Source organism: Micromonospora sp. NPDC049060, assembly GCF_040649055.1.
Classification (GTDB): domain Bacteria; phylum Actinomycetota; class Actinomycetes; order Mycobacteriales; family Micromonosporaceae; genus Micromonospora; species Micromonospora reichwaldensis.
The window spans coordinates 21,365-35,906 of the sequence record NZ_JBEZEV010000023.1; the positions used below are offsets into that span (position 1 = coordinate 21,365).

Below are 14,542 nucleotides of genomic sequence, written 5' to 3' on the forward strand. Positions count from 1 at the left end.
GACAGCGCGACCACGCCGGTCCCGACCGCTACGACAGCCGCACCCCCCGGTACGAGCCGGCCGGGCGGGACCGCCCCGTCTCCCCCGCCGGCCGGCCCGAGCCGGGCTGGCTCCCGGAGCCCGACGAGGACGTGCCGCCCCGCCGCCCCGCGGCGTACGAGCGCCCGGACGCCGGCTACGACCGCCGGCAGGACCCGGGCCACGACCACCGCCCCGGGCGCGTTCACGACCGTCCCGCCACGTCCGGCCACGACCGCCGGGCGGAGACCGTCGACGACCGCCAGGCGGACGCTGACGGGCGCCGCTACCAGTGGGCGCCCCCTGCCCCGGAGTCCCGCCCCTCCGACGGGCAGCGTGAGCGTCCGGTCGACGGGCAGCGTGAGCGTCCTTTTGATGGGCAGTGGGGGCGTTCGGCCGCCGCGCAGCCGGAGCGCTCCGCCGACTCGCAGTGGGACCGCGGCCCCGGCGGACGGGGCCGCGAGGCCGGCGTACCCGCCGACGGGTGGCCGCGCCCCGACCGGGCCCCCGCCGGGCAGCAGATGCCTCCGGACGGCCAGCGGCGGCAGCAGGAGCCGGACGAGCGCTGGCGTGCGCACGAGGCGGCGCGTGCCGAGATGTACCCGGAGCGGGGACCGCGCGGGGTTGCCCGGCCCGACGCCCCTCGCCAGCCCGAGGCGCACCGGGGGCACCCGCAGCAGGACGGCGGCCTGCCCTGGCCCCCGGCCGGCCCCCTGCGGCCCGGCTCCGACCGGGGCGCGGCGCGCCGCCCCGAACCCCGCCCCGAGCACCGGCGACCGGCCGACCGCCCCCAGGACGCCGCGACCCCGCCGCTCCCGCCCGGGTACGACCAACGGCCGCAATCCCCCACCTACGGCGCCCCGACGACGTCCGGGGCGCAGGCCCCCGGACCGGCGGGCTTCCGGGCCCCGGCCGGGGACGTCCCGCCGCCGGGCCGCCCCGTCTCCCCCGCGCCGGCCCGCGACCTGCCACGCTCCGACCGGCCCGACCCGACCGCGCCGCTCCACGGTCGGCCGGTGTCGCCTGCCGGTCCCCTGTCCGGGCCTGTCTCGCCGGCCGGTCAGGTGTCACCCCCCGGGCCCCTTTCCGGGCGGACGTCGGCGGCGGGTCCCGCCCCGGCCCCGGCGTCGCCGGCGGATCCGACCATCAACCGCCCGGTCTCGCCGGCAGGCCCGGACGGCCGCCACCCGGTGTCGCCCGCGGGTCCGGAGTTCCGCCACCCGGTATCGCCGGCTGGCCCGACCGTCGGCCACCCGGTGTCACCGGCAGGCCCGGACGTCCGCCACCCGGTGTCGCCGGCAAGCCCGGCTGCCGGCCACCCGGTGTCGCCGGCAGGCCCGGTGGATCAGGTGGTCGGGCGGCCGGTGCCGCCAGCGGGTCCGGCCACCGGCCACACGCCCCGCCCGGCCCCGGAGGACGACCCCACGTCGATCTCGGCGCCTCCCGCCGCCCGACTGCGCCTGGAGTTCCTGCCGACGCCGCAGGCGACCGCCAGCAGGGTGTCCGGTGCGGCCCCGGAGACGACCACCGACGCGGCCCGCCAGGCGACAGCCAGCGCGGTGGCCGGTCCGGCCCCGGAGACGACCACCGACGCGGCCCGCCAGGCGACAGCCAGCACGGTGCCCGGTCCGGCCCCGGCACACCCAGGACCGGCCCGGCCGGACGCACCGACGCCGCACCCGGGCACCGGGCACGGCGAAGCCCGGGCCGTGACGCAGCCCTCGGCCCCCGCGCCATCCGGGCAGCCGTCCGCCACCCGTCCGACCGCACCGCACCGCTCGCCGGAAGCCCCGGGAGCCGCAGGCACGGCCAGGCAGGACGTCCCGGCACCGCAGGCGCCCATCGCGCCCGACAGGCCCAGGCGGTACGTCCCGCCACCACCGAGCGGCCCGCCCACACCGGCCGCCCCGCCGCCTCCCCAGGCGCCTACCCCGAGTGGACCGGACGCCTGGTTCCGACCGTCCCGGCCCGTGGCACCTGCCCCGGTCACGCCGGACGGGTCTCTGCCCGCGAGCCAGGCTGACCCGTCCCCGACCGCCACGCCTCCCCCGACCACCACGCCGCCCCTGGGCGGCACGGCGACTCCAAGCGGCACGCCGGCGCAGAGTGGCACGGCGACTCCGAGCGGCACGCCGGCATTCAGCGAGGCGGCGGCCCCGAGTGGTACGGCACCAAGCGGCACGGTGGCTGCAAGCGGCAGGGTGGCTGCAAGCGGCGTGTCGACTCCCCACAGCGCGTCGGGCGTAGACGCCGTGCCGAACCGTGGCCTCGACGGGTCGGTCCCGAATCCTCCCGACGGCGGTACCCCCTCGCCCGAACCTGCCACCTCGTCGTCGGCAAGATCCACGTCTCCGTCTCACGACCACCCCGAACCGCCGTCCGAGGTCGCCCCGGCGGAATCGGCCCCGGTCTCGCCGGCCATCCCACCGGCGTCCGGCCCACGAGTCGTACCGGCGACAGCGCCGGCACCGCCCGCGTCTTCTCTTTCCGAGCAGGTGTCCGGTCCGCCCGCCGGGCTGGCATTGCCCGTGCCCACCCTTCCCGAGCCGGTACACGGTTCGCCCGCTGGGCCGGTGCCTTCCGCACCCGACCCGGTGTCCGGTCCGCCCGCCGGCCCGGCCCCCGCGCCTGCCCCGACGTCCCCTGCGCCTGCCGTCCCGATGCCGCCGACCGTCCGGGAACCGGCACCGGCACCGGCACCGGCGAACCCGACGCCGTTCGCCGTCCCGCCGGAGCAGCCCGTATCCGCACCACCCGCGCCGCCCGTCCCCGCAGCGCCCGCACCGCCCATCCCCGCACCGTCCACGCCGCCCGTGCCCGCGCCGCCGCCCGTCTCCGCACCGCCCGCGCCGCCCGTCTCCGCACCGTCCACGCCGCCGGTCTCCGCACCACCCGCGCCGCTGGTGCAGAGCAACTCCGCAGCGTCCGTCTCCGCGCCTCCCGGGCAGACCACCTTCGCGTCGCCCGCGCCGCGCCCGGGCTCCGCGACTCCTGCCCGGCCCGTGTCGGCACCACCGTCCGGCCTGCAGGTTGCAGCGCCGGTCGTACGGCCGATGCCGGACGCACCGACGGCAGCAGCCCAGGCACAGCCGGCCGGGCCCGATCCCGTCACGGCGAATGGAACCGCCCCGAAGGCAGCGGTACAGTACGAAGCAACGCCGCCGCCGTACCCGAACGCGGCGGACACAGCGGCCCCGCGCATGGACGGGCATGCCACGACTCCCACGCTCGAACCGGTTGAGCGGATGCCGAACGACCCGGCTGCGCCCACCGGTGGAACACCATGGTTGTCACCGAAGGCTTTTGACACCCGTGGTGTTCCACCCACCGCGGCCGATCCGCGTCCCGTGTCCGCGCCGCCCGTCGGCGCTGCGACACCGGTGTCCGCACCGCCTGTCTCCCCCGTCGCCGGCCCTCCGGCCGAGCCGACGGAGGTGTCCCGGGCCGGTTCTGTCGGGCCGGCCGCCGGGATGAGCGACTCGGTCCCGGCCGCACCGGCCCCGCGCCCTGTCTCCGCGCCACCGGCCCCACCCATCGACGCGCCACCAGCCCAGCCGGTCTCCGCACCACCAGCCCGGCCCATCGACGCGCCGCCGGCCGAACAGGTCTCCCCGTCACCAGACCGGCCCATCGCCGTGCCAGCGGCCCAGCAGGTCTCCGCGCCACCGGCCCCGCGTCCTGTTTCCGCGCCACCGGCCCAGCCTGTCGCCGCGCCGCCGGTACCGTCTGTGTCCGGGCCGCCCGTCGCGTCAGATCCGTACGCGCCTGCGCAGGACGCGTCCGCCACTGCCGCCGCACAGGCCGACGCGGTGTCGGCCCCGCCGGGCGAGCCGGTCTCCGCTCCGCCCGCCGCGTCGGTGCCGCCCCCGCCCATCGTCCGTGGCGCGTCGTCGCAGGCACCGCAGCCTGTCTCGGCACCCGCCGCAGACCTCGTGCCGGCCCGGCCCGTTTCCGCGCCGCCGACAGCCTCGGTACCGCCCACGGACGTCTCGCCGGTACCGCCCACCTCCGAGCCGTCGGCGCAGCCGGTGTCCGCGCTGCCTGTCGCCGCTTCGCCCGACGCCGTGCCCTCTCTCGCCACGTCGCCCGCCGCCAGGCCGCTCGGTGGGCAGGTGCCATCGACGAGCGCGGAGCCCTCCGCGCCCCGCACCGCCGAGCCAGCCATCGCCGCGACGAACACCGCCGAGCCCCACGCCGTCGGAGCCAGCGCCGCCGAACCACGGGCCACCGAACCGAGCACCAGCGGACCACTGGCCACCGAAGCGAGCACCGCCGAGTCACGGGTCGCCGAACCAAGCACCACCGGACCACGGACCACCGAACCGAACACCGCCGCAGCACGGACCACCCAACCGAGCACCACCGAACCACGGACCACCCAACCGAACACGGCCGGACCACAGGCCGACGGAACACGGGCCGGCGGACCACGGGCCGCCGGGATGCCCGTCGGGTCGCGGGACGCAGGGCACCAGAGCGCCGCGCAGGGCGATCCGCAGCAGGCGCGGGACGCCGGGCACCAGAACGCGGCGCAGGGCGATCCGGAGCAGGTGCTGGCGAGCTACCGGTGGCGGCTCGATCCGGCCACCCTGCGGGAGATCGTGGCGGAGCCGGACGAGTTCCGGACGATCCGGCGGCGGCTGACCGAGAAGCTGGGCGCGGCCGTGGACAACAAGTCGCGCGCCCGGCTGCTCAGCCTGCGGGCGGTGGTGTCCCGGATCCTCGGCGAACTGGACGACGCCCTGGCGGACGGTCGGCTCGCGCTCACCTACGCCGAGGCCACCGGGGAGCTGCGGCGTACGGCGGTGGCCCAGGCCCGGCTGGCGCACGTGTTGCGCTGGCGCGGCGAGTTCGTCGAGGCCGACCGGCTCTTCGCCGAGGCGAACTCCACGGAGTTGCCACAGCGGCTGCGCGCGGTGCTGCACGAGCACGCCGGGCGGTCCTGCTACGACCAGGGTCGGCTGATGGAGGCCTGTCACCACTTCGAGCGGGCCCTGGACCTGCGTGGCACCGAGGACCCCGAGTTGCAGGCCCGGATCCGGCTGAGCCTGGACGCGGTGGCGGAGCGGGTCGCGGAGACGGGCTTCGGGCCGTACCCGCGCAGCCGCGAGGAGGTGCTGGAGCGTGACCGGCCCCCGATGCCGGCCCGCGACGGCGACCTGTGGGGTTTCTCCGACACGGACGGCGACCTGGTCATCGCGGCCGAGTACGCGGAGGCCCAGCCGTTCCGCGACGGGCTGGCCTGGGTGCGGCGCCCCGAGACCGAGCGGTGGTCGCTCATCGACCGCGCCGGCACCACGGTGCTCGAACCGTCGTACCCGGTGGTCCGCTCGTTCTCCGACGGGCTGGCCTGGGTGTCCGACGGCGGCGACGCCGGCTGGGTGGCGATCGACGCCACCGGCGAGGTGGTCGTGCCGCACGGCTTCGCGGACGTACGCCCGTTCCAACGCGGCGTGGCCGTGGTCCGCCGCGACGGCTGGGGCGCGGTCGACCGCAACGGCCGGATCGTGGTGCCCACCCGGCACCACGGCTTCGCCACCGTCCTGGCCGACGGCCGGTACGTCGACGGCTTCACCGAGGAGGGGCTGGCCGTGGTGGAGGTGGCCGGCCGGCGTGGCGTGGTGAACCGGGCCGGGAAGGTGCTGGTGGCGCCCAGCTATCCGGCGCTGGTCGTCCACCCGGTCGCGTTCCTGGTCGGCGACGGCACGGGCCGCTGGGGCGCGCTCGACCGGCGGGGCGAGCCGCTCATCGAGCCGGTGCACCGCGACCGCGACGAGGTCGTCGCCGAGATCGAGCGGCTGCTCGTCGACACCAGCCCCGTGCTCTGAGCGACAGGGTGGCCCGCCACGAGGGGTGGGCATGATCGGAACGGGCTAGGGTCGACTCATGGAATTCCGTCACCTGGGCCGTTCCGGCCTGATGGTCAGCGAGATCTCGTACGGCAACTGGATCACCCACGGCTCGCAGGTCGAGGAGGACGCGGCGTTCGCCTGCGTCCGGGCCGCCCTGGACGCCGGCGTCACCACCTTCGACACGGCCGACGTGTACGCGGGCACCCGCGCCGAGGACGTGCTGGGCCGCGCGCTGGAGGGCGAGCGGCGCGAGGGGCTGGAGATCTTCACCAAGGTGTACTGGCCCACGGGGCCGGGCCGCAACGACCGGGGCCTGTCCCGCAAGCACATCATGGAGTCGATCAACGGCTCGCTGCGCCGGCTGCGCACCGACTACGTGGACCTCTACCAGGCCCACCGGTACGACCACAGCACGCCGCTGGAGGAGACGATGGAGGCGTTCGCCGACGTCGTGCACTCCGGCAAGGCGCTCTACATCGGCGTCTCCGAGTGGAAGGCGTCGGAGATCCGCGCGGCCCACCAGCTCGCCCGTGAGCTGCACATCCCGCTGGTCTCCAACCAGCCGCAGTACTCGATGCTCTGGCGGGTCATCGAGTCCGAGGTCGTCCCCACCAGCGAGGAGCTGGGCATCGGGCAGATCGTCTGGTCGCCGATCGCGCAGGGCGTGCTCTCGGGCAAGTACCTGCCGGGCCAGCCGCCGCCGGCCGGCTCCCGAGCCACCGACGAGAAGTCGGGCGCGGGCTTCATCTCCCGGTTCATGACCGACGAGGTCCTGACCCGGGTGCAGCGGCTCAAGCCGCTGGCCGAGCAGGCCGGGCTGAGCATGGCGCAGCTCGCCGTCGCCTGGGTGTTGCAGAACCCGAACGTCTCCTCGGCGATCGTCGGCGCCTCCCGCCCGGAGCAGGTGCACGACAACGTCAAGGCGGCCGGCGTGAAGCTCGACGCCGAGCTGCTCAAGGCGATCGACGAGATCGTCGACCCGATCGTCGAGCGCGACCCGGCCCGCACGGAGTCTCCCGCCGAGCGCCCGTGACGCGTCCCGGCCCGGGCCGGCCCGCACCACGGGCCGCCCGGGCCGGACCGTGCCGGCGGGGGCGCGGGTCAGCCCTGCCAGAAGCGGATCAGGTCCAGGCCGAGGGCGTAGAGCCACGGGGGCAGGCCGAGGAAGTCGCCGACGGCGAAGACCGCGTCGAAGAACCAGCCGCCGATCCGCGGGTTCCACAGCAGCGCGAACAGCAGGATGAAGCCGAACGGGGCGAACAGGTCGTACATCCTGCGCCACTGCGGGTTCAGCCACGGCTGGATCATGTTGCCGCCGTCGAGGCCGGGCACCGGGAGCAGGTTGAGCACGCTCGCGGTGAGCTGGAGGAACGCCAGCAGCGCCACGGCCGCCCAGAACTCGACCGGCCCGCCGCCGGCCGCCCCGAGGCGTACGGCGAGCACCAGCACCAGCGTGAACAGCACGTTGGTGGCCGGGCCCGCCAGGCTGACCAGGGTGTGCCGCAGCCGTCCCGGGATGGCGTGCCGGTCCACCCAGACCGCCCCGCCGGGCAGGCCGATGCCGCCGAGCAGCACGACCACCACGGGCAGCCCGATCGACAGCAGCGGGTGGCTGTACTTCAGCGGGTTGAGCGTCAGGTAGCCCCGGTGGGCGACGCTGCGGTCGCCGGCCCGGTAGGCGACGACGGCGTGGGCGTACTCGTGCAGGCAGAGCGAGACCAGCCAGCCGGACACGACGAAGAGGAACACGTCGAGCCGGACGTTGCCGAACCCGTTCCAGGTGAGCACCCCGCTGGTCACGAAGAGCGCGACCAGGGCGAGGAAGACGGGGCTGGGCCGGAACGCCGCCCGGGGCACGCCGAGCACCAACGGCTCGCCCCCCGGGCGGTCGCCGGCCATCACTCCGCCGGAGGCAGCAGGCTCATGCGGTAGTCCACCCGGTCGTCCTCCACGAGCGTGACCGAGGTGACGCCGGACGCCGCGAGCTCCCGCCAGGCCTGACCGATCCAGGACTCGGCGTCCGCCTGGCTGCTGAACGACTCCGCCGGCCCCTCGACCGACTCGCCGTTCGCGCCCTCGTACCGCCAGCTCCACGCCATGCCGCGTCTCCCCTCGCCGCTGATGTCCCGTGGGACGAACCCCCGCCAGCGTAGTCGGCCGGGCGCGGGGCGGCCCGACATCCGTACGCCGGGCGGGCGGCGCAGGGGTTCCCCGGCCCCTGTCCGGGTATGGGCCTCCTGACGCGCGACGGGGCGGTCGCCGACCGCCGACGGGCCTGGAGGAGGCGACGATGGACGAACCGCTGCACGACAAGGACACCGAGGCGCTGCGGGCGATGGCGGTGCGCGGCGGCATCGTGGGGGCCGCGCACATGGAACGGGAGGACCTGCTGGACGCCCTCGTCGCCCGCCCCGGGGAGGGCGCCTGGCAGGAGGACCCGAAGCCGGCGGCGGTCAACCCCAACGACTTCCAGTACCAGACACCCCGGTAGTCCACCGCCGCCCCGCCGGGCGGCCAGCCCCGCTCCGCCGCCCCGCCGGGCGGCCAGTCCCGCCCCGCCGGGCCGGTACGGTGTCGCGGTGCTTACTCGGGGAGTGGTGCTCAGCGACCGGTACCGGCTGGACGACCGCGTGGCGATCGGCGGCATGGGCGCGGTCTGGCGGTGCACCGACCTGATGCTGGAACGCACGGTGGCGGTGAAGGCGCTGCTGCCGGCGCTGAGCGCGGATCCCGATTTCACGGCCCGGTTCCGGGCGGAGGCGCGGATGCTGGCGGCGCTGCGCCACCCGGGCGTGGTCGCCGTGCACGACGTCGGCCGGTCCGTCCTCGACGACGGCAGCCGGGTCGACTACCTGGTGATGGAGTACGTCGACGGCCAGCCGCTGAGCTCCTGGCTGCGGCGGGCGGGATCGCTCGACCCGGCGTCGACCATGTCGGTGGTGGCGCAGGCCGCCGAGGCGCTGCACACCGCCCACCTCGCCGGCATCGTGCACCGGGACGTCAAGCCGGGCAACCTGCTGGTGAAGGGCGACGGCCGGGTGGTGCTCGTCGACTTCGGCATCGCCCGCTCCGGCACCACGGCGGGCATCACCGCCGCCAACGTGATGCTCGGTACCGCCTCGTACATGTCGCCCGAGCAGGCCGCGAACCAGCCGGTCTCCCCGGCGACGGACGTCTACGCGCTCGGCGCGGTGGCGTACTTCTGCCTGACCGGCCAACCGCCGTTCGACGGGGACAACCCGCTCCAGGTGGCGTTGCGGCACCTCCAGGAGGAGCCGCCGCCGCTGCCGCCCGACATCCCGGCGGCGGTGGCCGCGCTGGTGCGGCGGGCGATGGCGAAGCGCCCCGGCGACCGGTTCGGCGACGCGGCGGCGATGGCCGACGCCGCGGCCGAGGCCCGCGACGCGACCCTGGCCGTGGTGCCGACGTCCGCCCGCCCGCCGTGGGCCGTCGCCGGCCCGACCTCGGCGGCGCCCTCCGCCGCGCGACCGGACCAGGGCGGCACCCCGGCGGCCGGTGACGCCGTTGCGCCGGCCCCCGCCGGGCCGGTCGCCCCGCCGGATCCGTGGGCGCCGCTGCCACCCGTCGCCGCCCGCCCGCACCCGGGACCGGCGACGGGAAGCGACGCCCGGGGACCGGTCCCGCCCACCCGGGAGGACCCGGTCGTGCCGCAGCCGGCACGGCGGCGCCGGGCCGCGCTGCTCGGCTCGGCGGCCACCGGGCTCGTGGTGCTGGTCGGGGTGGCCGCGCTCGCCCTGGCCCCCGACGACGGCCCGGCCGGCGGAGACGTCCCGGCGGCGCTGACCGGCGAGACGGCGGCGGGCCCGTCCGGCGCGGCGGCCGACGACGGTACGGGCCGGCTGCGCGTCGAGCCCACGCCGGGTGCCACCCGCGCGACGACGTCGTCGGCGTCCCGCAGTCCGTCGGCGTCGCCGCCCGGGCGCTCCCCGGTCCCGACGGCGGGCAGCGGCGAGCCGACCGCGACCGCTCCCGGCGGACCCGGCCCCGGAACGACGACCGGCCAGCCGGCGAAGCCGAACCCGTACACGCCGATCGAGGCGTGCGGCAGCGGATACAGGGTGATCGACTCGGCCCCGCTGACCGTCTCGGGCAGCCGGAAGGGCAGGGTCTACCTGCTCTACGACGCCGGCAGCGGCAACAACTGCGTGGTCACGATGAAGGAGACAGCGGTGGGCACGGCGACGGCCGCCTCGGCGTGGCTGGAGGTGCGGGGCCGGGCCCGCAGCACCGACAGCGGGTCGTTCTCGTACTACGCGGGGCCGGTGCGGGCCAGGGCCGCCGGGGTGTGCGTGAAGTGGGGCGGGTCCACCGGCGGGGCCAGCTACGGCAGCGGTTTCGAGCACTGCGACTGAACGCCGCCTCGAAAATGCCCCTGCCCGCGACGGTGACCGGCCGGCCGCCGCGGGGTCCGGGCCGGTCGTACCCCGCACCTCAGGGGGGCCGCACCCGGGCGCTGGCTCTAAAGTACGGGCATGTCCGTTGACGGGTGGAACACGGTCCTGGTGCTTGGCGGCATCCGGTCCGGAAAGTCCGAGTTCGCCGAGTCCCTGGTCGCCGACGCGCCGACGGTCCGCTACGTGGCCACGGCCGCCGACGCGCCCGCCGACGACGCGGAGTGGGCGGCCCGGCTGGCGGCGCACCGCGAGCGCCGGCCGGAGACCTGGACCACCGAGGAGACCGCGGCCGACCCGCGCCGCCTCGCGGACGTGCTCGCCTCCGCCGGGCCCAACGAGACGCTGCTCGTCGACGACCTCGGCGGCTGGGTGACCGTGCTGCTCGACCCGGCGCACCAGCCGGCGGACGACACCGCCACCATCGCCGAGCTGGCGGCGGCGGTGCGCTCCTGCGCGGCCCGGCTGGTGCTGGTCAGCCCCGAGGTCGGGCTCTCCCTGGTGCCCACCACCCCGCTCGGGCGGGCCTTCACCGACGCGCTGGGCGCGGCCAACCGGGCGGTCGCCGACGCCTGCGACGCGGTCGTCCTCGTGGTCGCCGGCCAGGCCGCCTGGCTCAAGCCGGGCGCCCCGCACCCGGCCACCGTGCCCGCACAGGCCGGCCCCACACAGTCCGGCCCCGCACAGTCCGGCCCCGCGCAGGCCGGCCCCGCACAGCCCGGGTCCGCGCAGGCCGGCCCTGCACAGGCCGGCCGGGCGCAGACTGGCGCCCCGGGCTCTCCCGGCGGCGCGGGCGGGTCGGTGGCCGCGTCGGAGCCCTCCCCGGACGTGTTCACCCCCACGCCGCCGGCCGCCCCGGACGCGGTGCCCGGCGCCGAGCCGACCGGCACCGCCTGGGCCGCCCCGACCATGGCGCTGCCGATGGTCGCCACGGGCCTGGTCATCCAGCCCGGCATGGAACTGCCCATGCCCGACGAGTACGCCGGCCCGCAGGCGATCGAGCGGCTCGCCACCCTGGACGTGCCCGGGTCGGGGCTGGGCGTGCTGGAGCGGGCGGTCGGGTTCGCCGCCGCCACCCAGGGCACCGTCACCCCGGCCCCGTGGGGCCGGGTGCGGGTGCTGCTGCTGCACGGCGACCACCTCGGCGACGCCGCCGCCGGCACCGTGGAGGGCGAGTCGGCGCGCCGGGCCCGGCAGGCCCGCGCCGGGCAGGGGGCGCTGGCCCGGCTGGCCGCCGAGAGCGGCGCCGAGCTCCAGGTGGTGGAGGTCCCGGCGTCCGCGCCGATGGAGACCGAGCCCACGCTGACCGGCGAGCAGGTCGAGGTCGCCCTGCGCTACGGCTGGCGGCTCGCCGAGGAGGCCGCCGACGCGGGCGTACGACTGCTGGTGCTCGGGGCGTGCGGCGCCGGCACCGAGGCCGCCGCGGCGGCGGTGCTGGTGGCGACGGCGGGCGCTGAGGCGCCGGCGGTGCTCAGGCGGGTGGTCACCGACTCGGGCGAGATCGACGACGCGGCCTGGATGCGGCGGTGCGCGGCGGTACGGGACGCGCTGCACCGCACCCGGAACTCGCCGCGCAGCGCCAAGGACGTGCTGGCCGAACTGGGCGGCGGGGACGTCGCCGTGGCCACCGGCGTGCTGCTCGGCGCCACCGCCCGCCGGCTGCCGGTCATGCTCGACGGTCCGGTCGGGGTGGCCGCCGCCATGGTCACCCGCGACCTGGCCGGGCAGGCCCGGCACTGGTGCCTGCTGGCCGACCACGGCGGGCACCCCGCCGTGCAACTCGGTGCCGACGTGCTCGGCCTGACCCCCCTGCTCGACCTGCGGCTCGACCTGGGCGAGGGCGCGAACGCGCTGGCCGCGCTGCCGCTGCTGCGCTCGGTGCTGGCGCTGGCCGCCGCGCTGCCGGCCCACCCGTCGCTCGGCGACGGCGAGGACGACGAGCCGGACACCGACGAGCCCGACTTCCGCGAACCCGAGCCGGCCGGACCCGGGCCGACCAGCACCGAACCCGACTTCCGCGAGCCGGAGCCCACCGGGCCCGGACCGACCAGCACCGAGGCCGACCTCCGCGAGCCCGGCGGCGCCGGGACGGACACGGAAGCGGTGGACCCGTCCGGCCGGCGTGCCGGCTGAGTCGCGGCTCGCCGACGGGGCGCGGCTGGCGCTGACCACCTTCACCACCCTGCCGGTACGCGCCGGCCGCGTCGACCGGTCGGTGGCGGGCACGGCGATGGCGCTCGCCCCGGCGGTCGGCGCGCTGCTCGGCGTCGTCCTCGCCGGCGTCCTGCTGCTCCCCGGTGCGCTCGCGCCCCCGCTGGTGGCGGCGGCGGTGACCGTCGGCGCCGGGGCGCTGCTCACCCGGGGGCTGCACCTGGACGGGCTGGCCGACACCGTGGACGCGCTGGGGTCGTACCGGCGCGGGGACGCCGCGCTGGAGATCATGAAGAAGCCGGACGTGGGCCCGTTCGGCGTGGTCGCGCTGGTGGTCGTACTCCTGGTGCAGGCGGCGGCCCTCGCGGAGCTGGCGGGACGGTCCTGGCCGGCGGCGCTCGCGGCGGTGGTCACGGCGACGGCCGCGGGCCGGTTCGGGGTGGCGGTGGCCTGCCGGCGCGGGGTGCCGGCGGCCCGCCCGGAGGGGCTCGGCGCGCTGGTCGCGGGCGCCGTCGGGCCGGTCGCCCTGGCCGCCGGGGCGGTCGCCGTCGCGCTGCCGGCGCTCGCGGCCGTGCCGGGCCGCCCGTGGCAGGGGCCGCTCGCCGTCGCCGCCGCCCTCGCCGTCGCGGTGGGGCTGCTGCGACACGTGGTACGCCGGCTCGGCGGCGTCACCGGCGACGTGCTCGGCGCGACCGTGGAGGTGGTCACCACGCTGGTCTACCTGGGAGTGGTGCTGTCCGGCTGAACAGGGCGCACCGCGCCGGGTAGCGTTCTCCCACGACAGCACCGGCGCGGCCAACCGGGGGACGACATGCTCATCACGGACGACTTCCTGCCCGTACCGGTTCCGGAGTCGCTGAGCGCGACCTACCTGGTGCCCATGACGGGGCTGCCGAAGGTGAGCGCGAAGACGGCGGTGGCGCGGCTCACCGGCCGGCTGGCGGAGCCGGTGCACGGGCTGGCGCGGCACATGCTCGACAGCCCGCTGATGAGCGTCGACACCCGGCCGATCGCCGAGTTCCCCGAGCTGCCGCCGGACCTGCTCACCGCGTTCGGCGCCACCGAGGCGCAGCTGGCCCGGCTGGCCGCCGCGAGCCACCTGGTCGTGGTGCAGGCCGAGTACCGGCCCGGCTGGCCGCCGGCCCACGAGTGGGCGGCCCGGGCGGTGGCCGCCGCCGTCGCCGAGTCCGTCGACGGCGACGTGGTGGACGTGTTCGGCCTCCAGTTCCTCGACCCGGCGACGGCGCTGCGCTCGCTCCCCGACGACCAGGGGCGGATCCGGCTGGTCGACTGGGTGCTGGTGCCCTACTCCTCCGACGCCGAGGGGCTCTGGTTCACCACGAAGGGGCTGCGCCGCTTCGGGCTGCTGGAGTTGCAGACCCAGGGCGTGCCGGACCACCTGACCCGGGCCTGGGGCGCGGTGATGACCGGGGCCGCCCGGCGGCTGCTGCGGGACTGGACCGACGGGCTCTCCGGGGAGGAGGTGCCGGCGTTCGTGCAGCTGCCGGTGCTGGCCACGGTGACCGGGCACGACATCGCGGTGGCGTACGGCAATCCGGAACAGCACGGCGCGACGGCGCCGGTACTGCTGCGCCTGGAGCTGGACCCGGCCACCGACCCCGACGCCGACTCGTTCCTCAGCCTGCGCCCGCCCGCCGGGCACCCGGGGCCGGACGGCCGCTACTACGCCGCCGCCTGCGCCACCCTCTTCGCCGGCATCCAGCCGGACGTGCGCTACGCCCGGGCGGGCGACGCGATGAGCAGGGCGGTCGCCACCGCCCGGGCCGGGCTGGGCGACATCCGGGCCCGGTTCCTCGCCGGCCAGCTCCCGCCGGAGACGCAGCTCGTGGTCAAGTACGGCCTGCCCGGCGACGACGGCCCGGAGCTCGTCTGGGCCGGGGTGACCTCGTGGGACACCCCGGAGCGGATCGTGGCCGCCAGCGCCTGCGACGCCAACACCGACCCGACCGTGCGCATCGGCTCCCCGGTCGTCGTGGAGGCCACCGACGTCGTCGACTGGGCCGTCCTCGACGGCACCGGCGTCATCGAGGGCGGCTGGACCCAGGCCGTCCTGGACGCCGGCGAACGCCCCCACCCCCCACTCTGACC

General features: G+C 77.2%; 11 protein-coding genes. 7 read left to right on the forward strand and 4 right to left on the reverse strand.

All coding sequences use genetic code 11. The annotated features are described in order from the left end of the window. Positions 1 to 1,363 precede the first annotated feature (1,363 nt). Positions 1,364 to 1,636: a hypothetical protein gene (locus AB0B83_RS12175; RefSeq protein ID WP_357578195.1), complete on the reverse strand. Its 273-nt coding sequence runs from the start codon at positions 1,634 to 1,636 to the stop codon at positions 1,364 to 1,366. A gap of 738 nt (positions 1,637 to 2,374) precedes the next feature. Further along, complete coding sequence (locus AB0B83_RS12180) at positions 2,375 to 4,408, reverse strand: hypothetical protein (protein WP_357578196.1); 2,034 nt, start codon at positions 4,406 to 4,408, stop codon at positions 2,375 to 2,377. A 52-nt stretch (positions 4,409 to 4,460) separates the two neighbouring features. On the opposite strand from AB0B83_RS12180, the gene AB0B83_RS12185 reads away from it, so the two are divergent. Together AB0B83_RS12185 and AB0B83_RS12190 are read left to right on the forward strand one after the other, a co-directional pair. Then, positions 4,461 to 5,846, forward strand: a complete 1,386-nt coding sequence (locus AB0B83_RS12185) for a WG repeat-containing protein (protein ID WP_357578197.1) — start codon at positions 4,461 to 4,463, stop codon at positions 5,844 to 5,846. Between the two features lie 58 nt (positions 5,847 to 5,904). After that, positions 5,905 to 6,903: an aldo/keto reductase family protein gene (locus AB0B83_RS12190; protein ID WP_357578198.1), complete on the forward strand. Its 999-nt coding sequence runs from the start codon at positions 5,905 to 5,907 to the stop codon at positions 6,901 to 6,903. Positions 6,904 to 6,971: 68 nt separating this feature from the next. On the opposite strand, the gene AB0B83_RS12195 is transcribed toward AB0B83_RS12190, so the two are convergent. Then, positions 6,972 to 7,769, reverse strand: coding sequence for a site-2 protease family protein (locus AB0B83_RS12195; protein WP_151456672.1), 798 nt, complete (start codon positions 7,767 to 7,769; stop codon positions 6,972 to 6,974). Further along, complete coding sequence (locus AB0B83_RS12200) at positions 7,769 to 7,969, reverse strand: hypothetical protein (RefSeq protein ID WP_151456671.1); 201 nt, start codon at positions 7,967 to 7,969, stop codon at positions 7,769 to 7,771. Before AB0B83_RS12200 ends, AB0B83_RS12195 begins: the two co-directional genes overlap by 1 nt. 191 nt (positions 7,970 to 8,160) lie before the next feature. On the opposite strand from AB0B83_RS12200, the gene AB0B83_RS12205 reads away from it, so the two are divergent. The 5 genes from AB0B83_RS12205 (at position 8,161) to AB0B83_RS12225 (ending at position 14,540) form a co-directional block, all read left to right on the forward strand. Further along, on the forward strand, positions 8,161 to 8,361 hold the full coding sequence (locus AB0B83_RS12205; protein WP_121400450.1) for a hypothetical protein: 201 nt from the start codon (positions 8,161 to 8,163) through the stop codon (positions 8,359 to 8,361). An 88-nt stretch (positions 8,362 to 8,449) separates the two neighbouring features. Next, positions 8,450 to 10,243 carry a protein kinase gene (locus tag AB0B83_RS12210; RefSeq protein ID WP_357578199.1) on the forward strand — a complete coding sequence of 598 codons (1,794 nt, stop codon included), beginning with the start codon at positions 8,450 to 8,452 and terminating at the stop codon, positions 10,241 to 10,243. 120 nt (positions 10,244 to 10,363) lie between these two features. After that, positions 10,364 to 12,415 carry a bifunctional adenosylcobinamide kinase/adenosylcobinamide-phosphate guanylyltransferase gene (locus AB0B83_RS12215; protein WP_357578200.1) on the forward strand — a complete coding sequence of 684 codons (2,052 nt, stop codon included), beginning with the start codon at positions 10,364 to 10,366 and terminating at the stop codon, positions 12,413 to 12,415. Continuing rightward, a complete protein-coding gene (cobS, locus tag AB0B83_RS12220; RefSeq protein WP_357578201.1) occupies positions 12,405 to 13,178 on the forward strand; it encodes an adenosylcobinamide-GDP ribazoletransferase in 774 nt (257 codons plus the stop codon). Before AB0B83_RS12215 ends, cobS begins: the two co-directional genes overlap by 11 nt. Before the next feature lie 66 nt (positions 13,179 to 13,244). Then, entirely contained in the window at positions 13,245 to 14,540 is a 1,296-nt protein-coding gene (locus AB0B83_RS12225) for a DUF2314 domain-containing protein (protein ID WP_311411530.1), read from the forward strand. Positions 14,541 to 14,542: the final 2 nt, after the last annotated feature.